Source organism: Microbacterium sp. NPDC089698 (assembly GCF_044749045.1).
Taxonomy (GTDB): domain Bacteria; phylum Actinomycetota; class Actinomycetes; order Actinomycetales; family Microbacteriaceae; genus Microbacterium.
The window spans coordinates 279,897-295,484 of sequence record NZ_JBIVHE010000003.1; the positions used below are offsets into that span (position 1 = coordinate 279,897).

19 protein-coding genes and 1 pseudogene are annotated in these 15,588 nt (G+C 68.6%); 6 read left to right on the plus strand and 14 right to left on the minus strand.

What is annotated here, in order from left to right:
* Positions 1 to 204 precede the first annotated feature (204 nt).
* The 6 genes from ACIPY5_RS11235 to ACIPY5_RS11260 all read right to left on the minus strand — a co-directional run bounded on the left by ACIPY5_RS11235 (position 205) and on the right by ACIPY5_RS11260 (position 2,428).
* Positions 205 to 609, minus strand: coding sequence for a VapC toxin family PIN domain ribonuclease (locus tag ACIPY5_RS11235; protein ID WP_400970544.1), 405 nt, complete (start codon positions 607 to 609; stop codon positions 205 to 207).
* Entirely contained in the window at positions 606 to 821 is a 216-nt protein-coding gene (locus tag ACIPY5_RS11240; protein ID WP_400970547.1) for a type II toxin-antitoxin system VapB family antitoxin, read from the minus strand. The genes ACIPY5_RS11235 and ACIPY5_RS11240 overlap by 4 nt, the downstream gene beginning before the upstream one ends.
* Positions 822 to 895: 74 nt before the next feature.
* A complete protein-coding gene (locus ACIPY5_RS11245) occupies positions 896 to 1,063 on the minus strand; it encodes a hypothetical protein (RefSeq protein WP_400970550.1) in 168 nt (55 codons plus the stop codon).
* Positions 1,060 to 1,344 carry a hypothetical protein gene (locus ACIPY5_RS11250; RefSeq protein WP_400970552.1) on the minus strand — a complete coding sequence of 95 codons (285 nt, stop codon included), beginning with the start codon at positions 1,342 to 1,344 and terminating at the stop codon, positions 1,060 to 1,062. The genes ACIPY5_RS11245 and ACIPY5_RS11250 overlap by 4 nt, the downstream gene beginning before the upstream one ends.
* A complete protein-coding gene (locus ACIPY5_RS11255; RefSeq protein WP_309341464.1) occupies positions 1,341 to 1,580 on the minus strand; it encodes a hypothetical protein in 240 nt (79 codons plus the stop codon). Before ACIPY5_RS11255 ends, ACIPY5_RS11250 begins: the two co-directional genes overlap by 4 nt.
* Before the next feature lie 191 nt (positions 1,581 to 1,771).
* Complete coding sequence (locus tag ACIPY5_RS11260) at positions 1,772 to 2,428, minus strand: response regulator transcription factor (protein WP_309341465.1); 657 nt, start codon at positions 2,426 to 2,428, stop codon at positions 1,772 to 1,774.
* A gap of 321 nt (positions 2,429 to 2,749) precedes the next feature.
* Here ACIPY5_RS11260 and ACIPY5_RS11265 point away from each other — a divergent pair, with 321 nt between their 5' ends.
* The 3 genes from ACIPY5_RS11265 to ACIPY5_RS11275 all read left to right on the plus strand — a co-directional run bounded on the left by ACIPY5_RS11265 (position 2,750) and on the right by ACIPY5_RS11275 (position 5,647).
* Positions 2,750 to 3,916 (plus strand): sensor histidine kinase, encoded by a 1,167-nt coding sequence (locus ACIPY5_RS11265; RefSeq protein WP_400970555.1) that lies wholly within the window; start codon positions 2,750 to 2,752, stop codon positions 3,914 to 3,916.
* Between the two features lie 498 nt (positions 3,917 to 4,414).
* Positions 4,415 to 5,062, plus strand: a complete 648-nt coding sequence (locus tag ACIPY5_RS11270; protein WP_400970558.1) for a Pr6Pr family membrane protein — start codon at positions 4,415 to 4,417, stop codon at positions 5,060 to 5,062.
* 72 nt (positions 5,063 to 5,134) lie between these two features.
* Entirely contained in the window at positions 5,135 to 5,647 is a 513-nt protein-coding gene (locus ACIPY5_RS11275) for a hypothetical protein (protein WP_400970561.1), read from the plus strand.
* Positions 5,648 to 5,671: 24 nt separating this feature from the next.
* Here ACIPY5_RS11275 and ACIPY5_RS11280 read toward each other — a convergent pair whose 3' ends face one another.
* Entirely contained in the window at positions 5,672 to 6,175 is a 504-nt protein-coding gene (locus ACIPY5_RS11280) for a MarR family winged helix-turn-helix transcriptional regulator (protein WP_400970564.1), read from the minus strand.
* A gap of 72 nt (positions 6,176 to 6,247) precedes the next feature.
* Between ACIPY5_RS11280 and ACIPY5_RS11285 the strand changes: the two are divergent.
* Positions 6,248 to 7,024 (plus strand): annotated as a pseudogene (locus tag ACIPY5_RS11285) (EamA family transporter); the annotation flags it as partial.
* Positions 7,025 to 7,101: 77 nt separating this feature from the next.
* Here the strand turns inward: ACIPY5_RS11285 and ACIPY5_RS11290 are convergent.
* The 3 genes from ACIPY5_RS11290 to ACIPY5_RS11300 are packed head-to-tail and all read right to left on the minus strand — an operon-like array spanning position 7,102 to position 8,717.
* Positions 7,102 to 8,046, minus strand: coding sequence for an amidohydrolase family protein (locus ACIPY5_RS11290; protein ID WP_400970567.1), 945 nt, complete (start codon positions 8,044 to 8,046; stop codon positions 7,102 to 7,104).
* Positions 8,047 to 8,088: 42 nt separating this feature from the next.
* Positions 8,089 to 8,301: a helix-turn-helix transcriptional regulator gene (locus ACIPY5_RS11295; protein ID WP_400970570.1), complete on the minus strand. Its 213-nt coding sequence runs from the start codon at positions 8,299 to 8,301 to the stop codon at positions 8,089 to 8,091.
* A complete protein-coding gene (locus ACIPY5_RS11300; RefSeq protein WP_400970573.1) occupies positions 8,301 to 8,717 on the minus strand; it encodes a hypothetical protein in 417 nt (138 codons plus the stop codon). The genes ACIPY5_RS11295 and ACIPY5_RS11300 overlap by 1 nt, the downstream gene beginning before the upstream one ends.
* 194 nt (positions 8,718 to 8,911) lie before the next feature.
* Here ACIPY5_RS11300 and ACIPY5_RS11305 point away from each other — a divergent pair, with 194 nt between their 5' ends.
* A complete protein-coding gene (locus ACIPY5_RS11305; protein WP_400970576.1) occupies positions 8,912 to 10,282 on the plus strand; it encodes an MFS transporter in 1,371 nt (456 codons plus the stop codon).
* Positions 10,283 to 10,384: 102 nt separating this feature from the next.
* Here ACIPY5_RS11305 and ACIPY5_RS11310 read toward each other — a convergent pair whose 3' ends face one another.
* From ACIPY5_RS11310 to ACIPY5_RS11320, 3 genes are all read right to left on the minus strand, one after another.
* Positions 10,385 to 11,113, minus strand: coding sequence for a DUF2071 domain-containing protein (locus tag ACIPY5_RS11310; protein WP_400970579.1), 729 nt, complete (start codon positions 11,111 to 11,113; stop codon positions 10,385 to 10,387).
* Complete coding sequence (locus tag ACIPY5_RS11315) at positions 11,110 to 11,466, minus strand: metalloregulator ArsR/SmtB family transcription factor (RefSeq protein WP_400970581.1); 357 nt, start codon at positions 11,464 to 11,466, stop codon at positions 11,110 to 11,112. Before ACIPY5_RS11315 ends, ACIPY5_RS11310 begins: the two co-directional genes overlap by 4 nt.
* A 103-nt stretch (positions 11,467 to 11,569) precedes the next feature.
* Positions 11,570 to 12,646 carry a metallophosphoesterase family protein gene (locus ACIPY5_RS11320; RefSeq protein ID WP_400970584.1) on the minus strand — a complete coding sequence of 359 codons (1,077 nt, stop codon included), beginning with the start codon at positions 12,644 to 12,646 and terminating at the stop codon, positions 11,570 to 11,572.
* A gap of 252 nt (positions 12,647 to 12,898) precedes the next feature.
* Between ACIPY5_RS11320 and ACIPY5_RS11325 the strand changes: the two genes are divergently transcribed.
* Entirely contained in the window at positions 12,899 to 14,242 is a 1,344-nt protein-coding gene (locus ACIPY5_RS11325; protein ID WP_400970586.1) for a DUF222 domain-containing protein, read from the plus strand.
* Between the two features lie 186 nt (positions 14,243 to 14,428).
* Here ACIPY5_RS11325 and ACIPY5_RS11330 read toward each other — a convergent pair whose 3' ends face one another.
* Complete coding sequence (locus ACIPY5_RS11330; protein ID WP_400970589.1) at positions 14,429 to 15,529, minus strand: ABC transporter substrate-binding protein; 1,101 nt, start codon at positions 15,527 to 15,529, stop codon at positions 14,429 to 14,431.
* Positions 15,530 to 15,588 lie beyond the last annotated feature (59 nt).

Here is a 15,588-nt window from a genome sequence, read left to right on the forward strand (position 1 = left end):
CACGGCCGGCGCCCCAGGGGCATGCCCGACATCGGCCCACTCGGATCGTGGGCGATGTGATCAGTGGCTCAGGGGGCTGGCGGTGGGACCGACAACCCCTGCCCTGTCTGACTCGGGACTCGACACGTCTCAAACCTACCCGCGCGCGGATGTCTGCAGGTGGATCCGCGACCTCGCGCGCCCCGGCCGTCGCACTCGCGGCCATCAAGCCGGAATGTACTCCTGCCGCACTCGTCCGCCGGTCGCGATCTCGATGTATCCGAAGTCCCGATCAGAATTCAGGATCACTGCATCGTTGACCACAGCGTAAGCAGCGATCAGGCAGTCGAACGCTGCGGCCGCGCGCATGAGACCGCTGACCCACAGCGCCTGCTGAATGTCGAGCGCGTCCTGCTCATCGGGGTGATCCCACGCAGGGAGGAGCTCGTCCATGTCTTCCCGGAACTCCGCGTATTCCTGGGGATCCCTCGCGGAATGGCAGTACTCGAGCACCTGCGGAGGGCAGGTGATGATGAGGTGGCTCGGAGAGAGCGATCGCAGCTTGTCGGCGATCGCTGCGCTCGAGCCCGCCTTCTGCCAGATGCTGTTGTCGACGAGGTACGTCGTCACGCGCGCGCCGTAGCCGGTGCGATCGTGGGGGCGTCGATTTGATCCGGCGTGAACGTGCGGCCGATGATGCGCTCGACGGCGGCCGGCTGGCGACGAACAGCGATGAGAGTGCGCAGCGCGAGATCGACCGTCTCGCGATTGGAAGACGTGCCGGCGAGTTCTTTGGCCTGCTTCAATTCGTCTTGGTCGATGTCGATGGATGTGACGGCCATGGTTCCTCCTTCGGCTCTATATAGAGCAGTATATAGAGCAATGGCGCCACCCGCGCGCCTACGGCGTGCCCGTCTCAATGGAACACCGAACCACCCGCGATCAGGACCCAGAGCACTGCCGCTCCCGCGACGATGACGACGGCGCCGCCGAGTGCCGCCCACCCTTGCCAGGTCACCGGCACATAGACGGAGCCGTTGAACCAGAACCAGTTGAACCAGAACCACTCGGACGGATGCTTCATCGCAGGCTGTCCTCGCGGACTCGCGCCGCAGGGCTCTGCCCGGCCCTGGACCCGGGAGCTGCACCCGGATGCGTCGTCTCGCGGAGGTAGGGGATCGAGATCACCGCGGCCACGACCAGTGCGCACGCGACGAGGAACACCGCCGGCTCCGCCGCGCCCAGGAATCCGCTGCCCGGAACGCGCGCGAACATCGCAACGAGGCGGCTCGCTCCGATGACAGCGAAACCTCCGACGGCGATCAGTGCGCAGGCCAGACGGATCCTTCTCAGAGCGACGATCATGCCGCGGGACTCGCGGCCGGCCACATCAGTTTCAGGAACACCGCGCCGACGCCGATGACGGCGCCCGCCATGAGGAACACCTGCGCCCAGAGAAGGGTCGCGGTGAAGAACGTGGAGCCGCGCTCCAGCCCGACGAGCGCATATGCGGTCATGACCGTCCCGGTGAGGACGAGCGCAGCCGTGAGACCGATCGCGGCGAATGTCGCCGTCTTCAGCTGGTGTCGAGGGTCGGTCATCTGTCATCTCCTCGTGGCGGCACGTCTCTGCGGAGCTCGTTCAGGGACCGGTCTCGTCAAGACGTGCAGACATGGCGCGAACGGGAACGCGCCCGCCTCCATCGTCGCGAGCGGGCGACCCCCTGCGTTAGGACCAAGGTGCAGACATCGCTAGACGAATGTCCAAACCGATGAGACGGATGGCCTGGGGCTCAGGTGAACGAGACGAGTCCGGAGCGGGCCGCGCGGATCAGGACCTGAACGCGATCGCGGACACCCCACTTGGCGATGATGTTGCCGAGGTGCGCTTTGACGGTCCCCTCGGAGACGTGCATCTCCAGGGCGATCTCCGCATTCGAGAGGCCCGCCGCGAGGAGCCGGACCACGTCGACCTCGCGGTCTGAGAGAGCCTCGAACTCCTCGAGCGGTGCGGCGGCCGGCGTCGAGGATTCGCGGATCGACGCGATGAGCCGGGTGGCGACTCTCGGGGACAGGACGCCATTGCCCGCGAGCACTCCATGCACGGCCGCGACGATGTCCTCGGGATCGGTGTCCTTGAGCAGGTATCCGGAGGCCCCCGCGCGGAGCATGGGCATGATCGACTCGATCGATCCGAAGGTCGTGATCGCCAGCACCTTCGTGTCCGGCGAATGCTCGATGATCCCCGCGGTGGCCGCGACGCCGTCGACGCCGGGCATCTGCACGTCGACCAGGGCGACGTCCGGGCGCAGACGACGAGCCGCCGCGATCGCGTGAGCGCCGTCGGGGGACTCCTCCACGACATCGATGCCGGCGGTGGTCAGGAACACGGCGAGAGCGCGCCGCACCAGCGGGTCGTCATCGGCGATCAGCGCGGTCGTCGAGGTCATCCTCCGAGAATACGCGCGCACCCGTCAGCCGAAGGTCAAAAAAGGACTGGCCAGAAGTCCTAGCAGTGCTGGCCATTGGTCCAATGTGCGCACTCCGGCACGGATCCAGCATGCAGACACCCGACCGAGCGACCCGACGCTCGGCTCATTCTGCGAAGGAAGTGCGCCCATGTTCATCGTCTCGACCTATTCCGGAATCTGGGACTGGCTCTGCAAGACGTTCGGCATCTGCAACTAGTGAACGCATCGCAGGCGAGGTCTGCTCGGGCCTCGCCTGCGATCTCCCCGGCGCGACAAGGGCGACCCGCGATAATGAGGGCCATGTCCTCCGAGCCGCCGCCACCGGTCCACCGGTTCAGGAGACTGCTGCGTACCTGGGCATCGTCGCCGTTCGGGACCGCCGAGCGCGTGACGCTGCTCGCGCTGACGTTCGCCGGGGTCGTGGTCAGCATCGTCCTCGTGATCGTCTCGCCCCCGGATGATCTCGTCTCCTCGATCTTCCAGCTGGCCCTCACCGCGGCGTTCGCCCTCTTCGTGTGGTCACCGCTCCTGGCCGTCATCATGCTGCTGTCGGCGATGTGCGTCTCCTTCGCCGTCGCGAACGAGGGCGCGGCGATCGTCGCGCTCGCCGTCGCCATGGGCTGCGTCGTGCGGACCGGCACCAGGCCGCTCCTGGTGACCTTCGTCGGCGGGTTCCTGCTCTCCGGTGCCGCCGCGGCGACATTCGCCGTGCCCGGGCTCACTCTGACGAACGTCGCCGCTGCGCTCGTCGTCGCAACGATCTCCGGCGCGGTCGGCTACCTCCTCACCGTGGGATCGGCTCGCGAACAACGACTGCAGGAGAGTCTGCGCGCGCAGGACCTCGCCGAACAGGAAGCCGCGTTCGCCGAGCGGCAGAGGATCGCAGATGAACTGCACGACGTGATCGCCCACGATCTCACCGTCATCGCGATGTACACCCGGGTCCTGGAACAGCCCATCGACGAGGATCTCCGCGAACAGTCCCAACAGACGATCCGCGACGCCGCGCACAAGGCTCTCGGCGACCTGCGCCGCGTGGTCGAGCAGGCGAAAGGCCCCGCGGTCCTCGCCGAGCCGCCGCGCGAGAGCCTGGCCGACGCGCTCGAAGGCGCTAGGGCGGAGCTGCACGGCGTAGGATCCACGCTCGTCGTCGACGGGGACGCCGCGGACCGCCGCGTCCCGCGGGTCATCGATGCGGCGCTCGCCCGTATCGCACGAGAGTCGATCACCAATGTGCTCAAGCACGGCGACCGCGGGGCCGTCGAGGTCACCGTGCGCGTCGCCTCCGGCACGGTGCGGATGTCGGTGCGCAATCCGCTGGCGACGAGGCCCTCGCGAGATGCTCTCCCCTCCGGGGGTTACGGCATCATGCGGATGACGGCGCGGGCGCAGCAGCTCGGCGGCGAACTCACGGTCCGCTCCGAGAACAAGGCGTGGGTCCTCGAGGTGCAGTTCCCCCTCATCTGAGCGGCCCCTCGTCTGAACGAGAGGTCGCGTCCTGGACGAAGGTCCAGCGACCTCTAGACCTTCGTCTATTCCGGCCGATGGAGCACCTTGACAAGATCGATTGCCGCTTCGGCTGTCCGAAGCGGCGCGGTGACCCAGGACCTTTACGCCAGGCCTCGGGACGACTCGGGGGCATCACAGCCGTCATGCCGAGGTCTTCGCGGTCATCGATCGACTGGAGAGCATGCAGGGAGGGGCTTCCGCCCCTCCCTGCATCCACGCCCCGCCTCGTCGGTCGCGTCACCTTTTCGCCTCATCCGGCTCCTCTCTCTGTAGGAGATGCAGGGCTCCATCCCCGGCTCTGCGGATCCTGTCGGCGCAGCCCTCCGCGACGGGAAGCGGAAGGGCGTGCACGTCCTTCAGGCTCTTGGGAAGCCTGGCCGGGGCTGCGCCGGCTCATCGTCCGCGTCGCGAACGGTGGAATGAGTGCGCCACGACGGCGACGGGTATCGTCGCACCATGACGACGACGCCCTCGACGCCGCGCGGTGGGCGCGCCATAGGGGTTGCGCGTCTCATCGGCGGCGCTGCGGTGATCGGGATCCTGTTCCTCACCTTCGTGCGGGGCGGAGCCGTCAACGGATTCAATCCGTTCTACTACTTCGGCTTCTTCACGAACCTGACGAGCCTGCTCACCGCGGTCGTCCTGATCCTCACGGGGACTCGCGGCGTGCTCGCCCGCGCCACGCCGGGCTGGCTGGTCGACGCACGGGCGGTGGCGACGGCGTGCATGCTGCTGGTCGCGGTGATCTACAACGGGCTCGTTCCGGGGACCGGATCCGCTCCGCCCTGGGTGAGCATCACGCTGCACGTCGTTCTTCCCGCGCTGCTGGCGCTGGACTGGCTGCTGATCGGTGACCGCGGGCCGATGCGATGGTCGCGGTTGTGGATTCTGGCCCCCTACCCCGTCCTCTGGCTCGTGGTGGTGCTCGTGCGCGGAGTCACCGACGGATGGGTTCCCTACGGGTTCCTCCTGCCCGACCGCGGCGCCGGCGCCATCGCTCTGACGGGTCTCGGCCTGCTGGCTGTTCTGGGCGTGGCGGGAGCGCTCGTCTGGTGGGCGAGCCGACTTCCCGGAGTGGTCCGGACCGCGACCGATCCGCTCTGACGCCTCCGTGCCCCGCTCGCGCAACCCGCGCCGACGTGCAAGAGTTGAGCAGTGGTATATCGGAGCGGACGAGTGTCGACCTTGATCGGGATCGCCGCGGCGGCCCTCCTCTTGAGCGCGTGCAGTCCCGGCGTGGACGACGGGCATCGGTCCGCGACGACGCCGCCCGAGGCCGCAGCGGAAGCCACCCAGACCGCGATCCCTGCGCCGGCGAGCAGCACGGCGCCGGTGCGCCAGGGCGCCGCCGACGCGTTCCGCGCGTGGCTCGACACGTCACGGATCCCCGACGCCGCCGCGTCGTGCGCCAGGCTCTCCCCCGAGCTCGCGGCGCGGATGATCGCCGAGCTCAACGAACGCGGCCCGATCCGCGTCTCGAGCTGCGATGAGATGATCGTCGTCACCGCGGAGCTCTATCGGGCCGTCGATCAGGATGCAGCCGTGGACATCTCGGTGCAGCAGGAGACGGCGACCGACGCGACGCTCTTCGTCACCTACCTCGCGACGGGCAACTGCGGCACGGTCGTGATGACGCGACCTGCTTCCGACTGGATCATCACCGAGCAGTCGCAGGAGTGCGCCGCCTGAGCCGCGGCGCCGCGAACGCCTGAGTCACCCGCGCGCTTCGAAGTGCGCGAGCCACCCGGCCAGCGTCGCCTCGAGCGCCGCCCGCTCCGACGCCGGCACCATCGCCAGCAGCCGCCGCTCGTTCGCCACATGGTCGGCGAAGGCGGCATCGATCAGCGTCTTGCCCTCCGCCGTCAGAGCGATGACGCGGCCCCGGGCATCGCCGGACCCGACCCGACGGGTGACGAGCCCCGCCCCTTCGAGCCGGTCGATGCGTTTGGACATCCCCCCACTCGTGATCATCGTCGAGGCGGCGAGATCCGTGGGGCTGGCCTCGTACGGCTCCCCCGAACGGCGCAGCGCCGCCATCACGTCGAAGTCGCCCTCGGACAGGCCGTGCGCGCGGTACACCGCGACGAGCTCCTCGGTCAGCGCCAGCGCCAGTCGGTGCAGGCGCCCGATCGTGCCGATCGGGGTCACGTCGAGGTCGGGGCGCTCCCGCCGCCACGCCTGCTGGATCCGCGTCACCTGATCATCGATGTCCGTCACCCCTTCACTATATCTTCCATGGAAGCTATAGTGTCTTCCATGGAAACTAATCGGAGATGGCTCGCCGTCGCGATGATCGCGCCGATCGCCTGGGGCAGCACCTACTTCGTCACGCGCGAGTGGCTTCCGGATGCGCCCATCTGGGGTGCGGCCATCCGCGCTCTGCCGGCCGGACTCGTGCTCCTCGCGCTCGTCCGACGCCTCCCCCGAGCCTCGTGGTGGTGGAAGTCCGCCGTTCTCGGAACCCTCAACGTCGGCGCCTTCTTCGTGCTCGTCTATGCCGCGGCGCAGCTCTTGCCGACGAGCATCGCATCCACGATCATGGCCACCTCCTCCGTCGCGATCGCCGTCGCAGCGTGGGCGATCCTGCGCGAGCGCCCGGGGATCCTGCGCCTGCTCGGCGCGTTCGTCGGCATCGGCGGTGTCGCGCTCATGCTGCTCGGCACCGCGACCTCCGTCGACCCGAGAGGCGTGATCGCCTCGGTCGCCGCGATGGCGATGTCGTCGGTCGGATTCATCCTCGCCAAGCGCTGGAACGGCGAGGTCGGGATCCTCCCCTCCACCGCCTGGCAGCTCGTCTTCGGCGGCCTCGCGCTCATCCCGTTCGCCATCGTCGTCGAGGGCCCGCCGCCGGTGGTCGACGGAGCGGGCCTGGCCGCCTACGGGTATCTGACCCTGGTCGCGACCGCCCTCGCCAATGTCGCCTGGTTCGCGGCGCTGAAGCACCTGCCATCCGGCACGGTGGGCCTCATCGGCCTGCTCAACCCGGTCACGGGCGTGCTCCTGGGCGTGCTCGTCGCCGGGGAGATCCTGGAAGGGCGGCAGGTCGCAGGCCTCGCACTCGTCCTGCTCGGCGTCGCCGCGCCCCTTGTGCTCGATGGCCTGATGGCGCGGCGCCGCAGAGCACGCGCCGTCGGCACTCGCGATCAGGCCGGAGCGACGGGAGCCGACGTCGCAGCCGAGGCGCCGGGGCCCGAGCCGTCGATCCCGAGCAGCCGACGCGGGGTGCTCCAGAGGACGTCGACCAGCCAGCCATCGCCCAGCCCCCAGCCGTCGAGCACCTCGAGCTGATGCGCATAGGGGTACGGGATCGAGGGGAAGTCGGTGCCGAGCACGACCTTCGGCCCGAGATCCGCGAGCACCTCGGCATAGCCGGGCGGCAGCGGCGCGATCCGCTCCATATAAGACGTGCCGACCATCGTCGTGTCGAGGTACACGTTCGGATGCCGCGCGGACAGCTCGGCGAACCCCAGGTAGTCGGGAAGCCCGGCGTGCGCGATGACCAGCACGAGCGAGGGATACCGCTCGACGAGCGCGCGGACGGGCTCGAGTCCGGTGTACCGGCCTCCGTGCGGCCCGTTCCCGCAGTGGATCACGACGGGGGTCCCGGCCGCGGCGACCCGCTCCCACGCCTCGGCGAGGAGCGGATCCAGGGGCGAGAAGTCGCCGACCTGCACATGGATCTTGAACACCTTCGCGCCGCGCGCCAGGGCGCGTTCCGCGATCGCCCCCGCGCCCGGCTCCGGGTAGAAGGTCGCGGAGGGGATCGCGTCGGGGTGCGCCGCCGCGAACTCCGCCGCATAGTCGTTGAGCCACTGCGCCATGCCAGGGCGGTGCGCGTAGCTCAGTGTCGTGAAGCGGTCCACGCCGATCGCGCGCAGCTGAGCCACGCGTTCCTCGTCCGTGCCGCGATAGCGGATCGGCCACGCCGGCTCACCGTGCTCCTCGACGCGGTCGAAGAAGCCCCAGACCTTCTGCTGCACCCGATCCGGCATGAAGTGCACGTGCAGATCCACGATCCCCGGCACTCCTCGCTCCCGCAGCCAGGCGGGCACGGCGGTGTCGGGGAGCGACTCGGCAGGGGCGGACATCAGTGTCAGCCTATGTCGAGCGGGGCGAGCACGGCAGCCTTCCTATCGCTTGCGCGTGGGCGAAGCCGACGGCGTGAACAGCTCGTCGATGCGCTTGCCGAACAGGTCGGCGATGCGGAACGCCAGGGGGAGCGACGGGTCGTACCTCCCCGTCTCGAGGGCCACCACGGTCTGACGCGACACGTCCAGCCGCTCGGCGAGAGCCGCCTGGGTCCAGCCGCGTTCTTCGCGTTCGGCACGGATGCTGTTCTGCATCAGGCGTGGGGTGCGCCGGTGAAGAGGTTGGTGATCTGCCAGGACAGGACACCGGCGATGCAGATCAGCCATCCTCCGTTCGGCACGGCGAACCCGGCGGAGCTGAGGACGCCGAACACGACCGACACGAGCATGGCGACGACGAAACCGACCGCGAGACCCGGGAAGAACAGCTTCACCTGGTACTCGTCCATCTGACGCACGCGCAGCACGGTCGCCGCGACCATCCACACGAACGGGATCAACGGCAGCACCACGAGAAGCCAGCGCCACGGCGTCGGCTGATGGCCCCATGCGGAGAGCGCGAAGAAGGTCAGGACGAAGAGCCCCGACCCGATCCACATGCGGACCTGGAACCCTCGGCGTCGCCGGAGCTCGGAGGGGGACTCGCCCTCCGAGTCAAGGTCGCTTGTCATGAAGAGAGGCTACGTCCGCCACCCCGGCATGTCAAGGAGACTTGTCATCACGACCCGCGGACGCGACGGGATCGGTTCGCGCGATGTGCATTCCTGCACACTCCGCCCGCCGCATATGGGCATTGTCGCATCGACGACCTCGGCTCAGGCTGGAGAACCGACAGACGTCTCCGAGCGTGCAAAGGAGCACACACATGGCGTACGAGACAGCATCCCCTTCCGGCCTGCGTCGGGTCGTGGCCGCCTCGATGGCGGGAACGGTCGTCGAGTGGTACGAGTTCTTCCTCTACGCATCGGCGTCGACCCTCGTGCTCGGCGTCGTGTTCTTCCCTCCGTCCGACGACCCCTTCAGCGGCATCATCGCCGCGTTCGTCACGTACGCGATCGGCTTCATCGCCCGGCCGCTCGGCGGGATCGTGTTCGGCCATCTCGGCGACCGATACGGACGCAAGAAGCTCCTGCAGGCCAGCATCCTGATCATCGGCGCGGCCACCTTCCTCATCGGCTGCCTGCCCGGCTTCGCGCAGGTCGGCTACCTGGCGCCGGTCCTGCTCGTGCTGCTGCGGTTCGCGCAGGGCTTCGCGATCGGCGGCGAGTGGGGCGGGGCGGTCCTCCTGGTCGCCGAGCACAGCCCCCGCGAGCAGCGCGGCTTCTGGGCCAGCTGGCCGCAGGCGGCAGTGCCGGTCGGCAACCTGCTCGCCACGCTCGTCCTCTTCGCCCTGTCCTCGACCCTGCCGCAGGACGCGTTCCTCGGCTGGGGCTGGCGGATCGCGTTCTGGCTGTCGGCCGTGATCGTGCTCATCGGCTGGTACATCCGCACCAAGGTCACCGAGGCGCCGATCTTCCTGGAGATGAAGCAGGCCCAGGAGCAGGAGGCGTCGAAGAGCTTCGGACCTCTCGAGGTCGTGCGCCGCTATCCGCGTGGCGTGCTCGTCGCGATGGGCCTGCGCGTGGCCGAGAACATCCTCTACTACGTGGTCGTCACCTTCTCGATCGTCTACCTCACCCAGACCGTCAAGGAGGCGACCTCGGCGACGCTGCTGATCCTGGCCGGCGCCCACGTCGTGCACTTCCTCGTGATCCCGCTGTTCGGGCGTCTGTCCGACCGCTGGGGCCGCAAGTCCGTGTACGCGGCCGGAGCCGTGCTCGGAGCTGCCTGGGGCTTCTTCGCCTTCCCGATGATGAACACCGGCAATCCCGTCGTCATCTGGGCGGCCATCGCGCTCGGCCTCGTCTTCCACGCCGCGATGTACGCGGGCCAGCCCGCCATCATGGCCGAGATGTTCCCGACGCGGATGCGGTACTCGGGCGTCAGCCTCGGCTACCAGGTCACGTCGATCTTCGCCGGATCCCTGGCGCCGATCATCGCGACGAGCCTGCTCGCGCAGTCCGGATCGAGCGTCCCCGTCGCGATCTACGTGGCGATCGCCTGCGCGATCACGCTCGTCGCCGTGGCGGCCGCGCGCGAGACGAAGGGGGCGGATCTGCGCACCCTCGACGCCGACGACCGCTCGCGGCTGGCGGGCGCCGCGGTCTCGCCGGAGGGCGCGATGCGGCAGCGCTGATGAGATGCCGGCCGGGGTCGCTGACGCCGCGCAAGGGGCGACCCCGGCCGACTCTCTCCGCCCTCCTGTGGGGCACGCCCGCCGTGGAGCCGTCTTCCCTCGTCAGACCGCTGCGCGCGCCCCGGCCGCCGCGCCCGTGACCGGCGCTTCCATGGTGATCTCGAGATCTCGCATCACCACGACATGGTCGAGTTCGGCGGCGCCATGGGGCAGCGAGTCGAAGAACGACGAGCGCACGCCCCTGATCCACGCACCCTCCACAGCCCATTCCTCCGCGGCGAGCGCCACGGCTTCGAGTGTGACGCCGTCGTGTCCGAGCGACCAGCCGATCCGGCCTGCGCGGTAGAACGCCGACGCCTCCTCCACCGAGGCGAAGAACGAGCTCGCCCAATCACCGCCCACCTCGACATCCGCCGCGAGATACTCGTCTTCGGCATCCATGGTCATGGCATAGCGATCGCCGCGTTCGTCCGTCGTGAACCGTGCCCGACGGTGCACGCCGGGGAACAGCCGCCCCCCGAACAGCACCGGGTGCCACGCTGAACTGTGCCGCTCCAGGATGTACACGCCGTTGCGGACCACGCCATCGTCGTCCCACTCCACGGCGATGCGATGCGCCGCATTCTCGGAGCGCAACCCCGCACCCGCCGGCGCCCAGCGCGGCCGGATCCCGTCGAGTCCCAGCACGCAGAACCCCGCGAGCGCCTGCCCGTTCACCAACTGCGGACGCAGCGGCGCAGGCACGAGTGCCCGCGCCGTCTCCGGCTCGAGGCGGTAACTCACCAGGAGACGCCGGCGCAGGTGCGCCCTGACACCTGGCACGACGCTCATGACATCACCGCCGACGAGCCGTCAGCACCCTCCGCGTCGAGCGCGGATCCGCGCCGTTTCCGCACCTCGCGCAAGACGATCTGCTCGGGACAGACCGTCGAGAGGAAGTCACCGATCGACAGCGCGAGCCGATCATCCACCAGCGAGTAGAGGATCCGGTTGGCGTCTCTGCGTTCCGCGATCAGACCAGCCCCGCGAAGGATCCGCAGGTGTCGCGAGATCGTCGGACCGCTCACGGCGAATCGCGCCGCGATCTCCCCCGCCGCGAGCTCTCCGCCCTTCAGATCCTGCAGGATCTGCCGTCGCGTCGGATGCGCGAGAGCCTCGAAGGCGCTGTTCTCCGCGTCGTTCATGACAGCAATCTAGCACCTGAGCTAAATAGCAATGCACGCACCGGCGCGTTTGCCGACAGGGCCGGCGCTCGGCGAGGAGCCCCGGCCCTTCACCCGGTGCGGTTCAGGACCACTGCGTGGACAGCGGGATCCTGACCTGCTTCATCCACTCCTTGCGCTGGAAGTCGCGCGCCTTGATCGTGACGGACTTGGTGCCGACCTCGACCTGGAGCCCCTGGTTGAAGCCGCCGGGGACGACCACCTCACCGCCCGTCCCGTTGTCGGTCCAGCCGGTCTGGATCGCGCCCGTGTTCACGACGTTGAAGCCGTCGAGGTTGCCCGATCCGGGAACGATCCGACGCGCGTACCAGTCGGAGAGCGCGAGATCCCAGTGCGTGTGGCCCGTGAAGAGGAACACGTCGGGGTGGCGTCCGAGCAGCCCCAGCAGGCGGTCGGTCTGCAGGTAGTCGGACATGTAGAGCTTGTTCCGAGAGCCCGACACCGTGTTCGGCAGCGGGTGGTGGCTGATGACCATGACCGGGCGCTTACGGCCCCGCCAGTACCAGAGCCGATCCTCGAGCCAGGCGAACTGCGCGTCGCTCATCCACACCTCGTCCCACAGCGTGGCGTCGTGATAGTGCATGTACTTCTCGGTGCCGATCATGAGCACGGGGACGTCGCCGAAGACCTGCTCGTTGTAGGTCGTGTTGCGGCCCGCGAAGTTGTAGAAGCTCTTGAACAGCGAGTCCTCCGTCGTGCCGTTGGGCCAGGTGGCCTGGGCGAGGGTGTTCGGGTCGGAGTACTTCGGGACGTAGAACTCGTGGTTGCCGATCGCCCAGGCGAGCGACTTCGGCGCGGGGTTCGCGGCGATGACCTTGCTGACCTGCGCGTACTCGAAGTCGTAGCCGCGCGGCGTGATGTCGCCGGCGATCGCGATGCCCTTGCTCCTCGGGTTGATCTGCGCGATGTCCTGCAGCGCGACGGCGAAGTCGGCGAGGTCGCCCTGGATGTCGCTGATGACGTTGAAGGCGGTGACGGATCCGCCGCCCTGATCGTTGTCGTCGCCCTGGTTGTTGCCGTTGCCCTGGTTGTTGCCGTTGCCGGCGGGCAGGATGCGCGCGGACGCCGAGGTTGCGGTCTCCACGGCGAAGAGCGCTCCGGCCGCGGCGCCGGTGGTGATGAGTGAGCGTCGAGAGATCACGGTGTTCCTTTGCTGTCGCAGATTCGACTGTCGATGTCGAGATCAGCAAAGGCGCCCGAACGGGGCGTGAACGGACGGCGACGCGACGGCAACGCAGGGCGCCTCCCGCAGAAACGCTCCGCCGAGTGTGCGCATTGGGCCCGTTCCGGCGACGGATCCGCCTGCTCACGGCGGATCTTCTCGAGCCTTGTGCAGCGTGCCTGCCTGTGGATAACTTTCGAAGCTATCTTCTAACGTTGGTAGAATCGTGGCATGAGCAGCACACTCGATCCCCTCCTGGAGGCGACCCGCGTCCTCCAGGACGCGTGGGGTGCCGCTCGGACGTCTGCGGATCTGAGTCGCCCTCAGATGCTGGCCGTCAACGATGCCCTGGGGCTCGTGAAGCGGATCGCCGAGGGCCTGCACTCGGACGTCGGCGGCAGGATCTCCTACGAGTCCCGGCGCGAGCTTGGCTCGCAGTCGCTCGCCAAGCAGCAGGGATTCCGCACCGCGGCGCAGCTCATCGCCACCACGACCGGTGCGTCCACGGGAGAGGCCGCACGACTGGTGAAGGTCGGAGAGGCGATCGCCCCGCAGACGAACCTCCTCGGGGAGGCGCGGCCGTCGCGGTTCCCGCTGGTGCAGGCCGCCGTGCACGACGGACGGCTGAGCGCGGCCTCGGCGAGCGCGATCATCACGTTCCTCGAGAAGATCCGCTTCACGATCGGTGCGGCGCGGGTGGCGGATACCGAGGGATTCCTCATCGAGCGGGCACCCGGGCTGTCGCTGGACGGCGTCCGCACCATGATCACGCGCCTGGAGGCGCAGCTCGATCCCGAGGGCGTCGCCCCTCGCGAGGACGAGCTGCGCGCCAGGGCCGCGCTGTCGATGTTCGAGCGCGACGGGATGCTCCACATCAACGCGACTCTCGACCCCGCGCGCGGCGCCCCGGTCAAGGCCGCGATCCAGGGCTTCGTCTCGGCCGAGTTCGCCGCGAAGCGGGACGGGCGCGACCCGTCCGCCCCCGAGGCGGACCGGCGCTCCGTGGCCGCCATCCAGGCCGACGCGCTCGTGCACCTCGCCGAGCACGCGCTGACCTGCGAGAGCACGTCCTCGCTCAACGGCGCGAGCGTCGTCGTGCGCATCGGGCTCGACGACCTCATGAACGGCACCGGTCACGGCCTCATCGACGGCATCGAGCAGCCCGTCAGCGCCACGACGGTGCGGAGGATGGCGGCCGGCGGCGGCGTCATCCCCTGGGTCTGCGGGGCGGAGGGCGAGATCCTCGACTGGGGCCGGAGACAGCGCTTCTTCAGTGCGTCCCAGCGACTCGCGCTGGCCGAACGCGACGGCGGGTGCGCGTTCTGCGGACTGCCGCCCAGCATGACGAAGGCCCACCACATCGAATGGTGGGCCCGGGATCGCGGTGGCACCGATCTGGACAACGGGGTGCTCCTCTGCGAGACCTGCCATCACCTCATCCATGACAACGGGTGGGACATCCGCATCGACGGTGTCGGCGTGCGGGCGAAAGTGTGGTTCCTGCCGCCCCCTTCGACGGATCCGCTCCGTACGCCTCGGCTCGGCGGAAGAGCCCGCACCGAAGTACTGGCCTGAGGGACGACGCTGGCCTGAGGGACGAAGCTCGTCTGAGGAACGAATCTCACCTGAGGGACGAAGCTCGCCTGAGGGACGACCGGCACGAGGATGGCGGACGCCCTGGGGAGCGCCCGCCATCCTCTGCCTGTCCTGCGGTGCCGGAGCCGGTTCAGGATCCGGATCCGCCTCGGTGCCGGATCCGGATCAGCCGTCGGAGCCGGCCGCGGTCGTCGTCACCTTCGTGCCGGCGTCCTTGTTGGCCTTCTGGGCGTAGTCGTTCGTGAACGTCTTCGAGAGGTCGATGTTCGACGTGTCCAGGCCCAGCTGCTTCTCCATGTCCAGCACCGTCTTGGGACCGCCGGCGGGCATGATGCCGTCAGGCAGGAACTGGCCCTTGTCGGTGGTCAGACCGGCGACGTACTGGTCCTTGGTGATCGTGGAGTTGTTCACGTAGTCGGCGGGCAGCTTGTTCGCGATGTCTGCGGCGGAGTGCTCGTCGATCCAGTGCATCGTCGCGACCAGGGCGTTCACGACGCGCTGCGTGGCGTCCTTGTGTGCGTTCACCCACTCGCTGCGACCGAGCAGGCCGGCCGCGGGCCAGGCTCCGCCGAGCGCCTTCTGAGCGCCCTCGGTCGTGGCGAGGTCGACGACCGTGTCGGCGACCTTCTGCGTGGTGAGCGCGGTCACGGTCGGCTGCGTGGTCATCGCGCAGTCCGCGGACCCCTGCTTGAGCGCGGCGATCGCGGTCGCACCGGCGTGCACGGCGACGGTCTGGTAGTCGCTCGTGGAGAGGCCGCCCTTGTGCGCGATGAACTGGGTGAGCTTGTCGGTGCCCGACCCCAGGTCGGTGACGCCCATGTTCTTGCCCTTGATGTCGGACGGGCTCTTCACACCGCTCTTGTCGGTGCACATCAGACGCTCACCGGGGGCGCCGGACAACTGGACGACGTCGATGACCTCCTTGCCCTTGGGCTGCAGCTCGATCGTGTGGTTGTACCAGGCGCCGGCGAAGTCGACCTGGCCGGAGATCATCGCGTCCTCGGCGCCGACACCGCCGTTCTGCTCCGTGGAGAGCTCGACGTTGACGCCGAACTTCTTGTAGAAGCCGAGCTGATCGGCGAGCTTGTACGGCAGGTAGATCTGCTTGTCGATGCCGCCGACCATGATCTTCACGGTCTCGGGAGAGGAACCGTTCGCTCCGGCGGTGCTGGATCCGGAGGATCCGGATGCTCCGCCACTGCAGGCTGCGAGGCCGAGCATCAGTGCTCCTGCCGTCGCGACGGCGACGATGCCGCGCTTGTTCATGTGGGTTTCCTTTCGTTGCGCCGATCGGGCCGGCGTTCCTGGTGAGGAGGGATTGCGAG

What these genes read in the sequence shown, in the direction of transcription:
- ACIPY5_RS11325 (WP_400970586.1), top strand. Translation starts at nt 12,899, where the DNA reads ATGAGCAGCACACTCGATCCCCTCCTGGAGGCGACCCGCGTCCTCCAG.
- ACIPY5_RS11310 (WP_400970579.1), bottom strand. Translation starts at nt 11,113, where the DNA reads ATGAGCGTCGTGCCAGGTGTCAGGGCGCACCTGCGCCGGCGTCTCCTG.
- ACIPY5_RS11240 (WP_400970547.1), bottom strand. Translation starts at nt 821, where the DNA reads ATGGCCGTCACATCCATCGACATCGACCAAGACGAATTGAAGCAGGCC.
- ACIPY5_RS11270 (WP_400970558.1), top strand. Translation starts at nt 4,415, where the DNA reads ATGACGACGACGCCCTCGACGCCGCGCGGTGGGCGCGCCATAGGGGTT.
- ACIPY5_RS11290 (WP_400970567.1), bottom strand. Translation starts at nt 8,046, where the DNA reads ATGTCCGCCCCTGCCGAGTCGCTCCCCGACACCGCCGTGCCCGCCTGG.
- ACIPY5_RS11255 (WP_309341464.1), bottom strand. Translation starts at nt 1,580, where the DNA reads ATGACCGACCCTCGACACCAGCTGAAGACGGCGACATTCGCCGCGATC.
- ACIPY5_RS11315 (WP_400970581.1), bottom strand. Translation starts at nt 11,466, where the DNA reads ATGAACGACGCGGAGAACAGCGCCTTCGAGGCTCTCGCGCATCCGACG.
- ACIPY5_RS11305 (WP_400970576.1), top strand. Translation starts at nt 8,912, where the DNA reads ATGGCGTACGAGACAGCATCCCCTTCCGGCCTGCGTCGGGTCGTGGCC.
- ACIPY5_RS11300 (WP_400970573.1), bottom strand. Translation starts at nt 8,717, where the DNA reads ATGACAAGCGACCTTGACTCGGAGGGCGAGTCCCCCTCCGAGCTCCGG.
- ACIPY5_RS11250 (WP_400970552.1), bottom strand. Translation starts at nt 1,344, where the DNA reads ATGATCGTCGCTCTGAGAAGGATCCGTCTGGCCTGCGCACTGATCGCC.
- ACIPY5_RS11330 (WP_400970589.1), bottom strand. Translation starts at nt 15,529, where the DNA reads ATGAACAAGCGCGGCATCGTCGCCGTCGCGACGGCAGGAGCACTGATG.
- ACIPY5_RS11265 (WP_400970555.1), top strand. Translation starts at nt 2,750, where the DNA reads ATGTCCTCCGAGCCGCCGCCACCGGTCCACCGGTTCAGGAGACTGCTG.
- ACIPY5_RS11295 (WP_400970570.1), bottom strand. Translation starts at nt 8,301, where the DNA reads ATGCAGAACAGCATCCGTGCCGAACGCGAAGAACGCGGCTGGACCCAG.
- ACIPY5_RS11245 (WP_400970550.1), bottom strand. Translation starts at nt 1,063, where the DNA reads ATGAAGCATCCGTCCGAGTGGTTCTGGTTCAACTGGTTCTGGTTCAAC.
- ACIPY5_RS11260 (WP_309341465.1), bottom strand. Translation starts at nt 2,428, where the DNA reads ATGACCTCGACGACCGCGCTGATCGCCGATGACGACCCGCTGGTGCGG.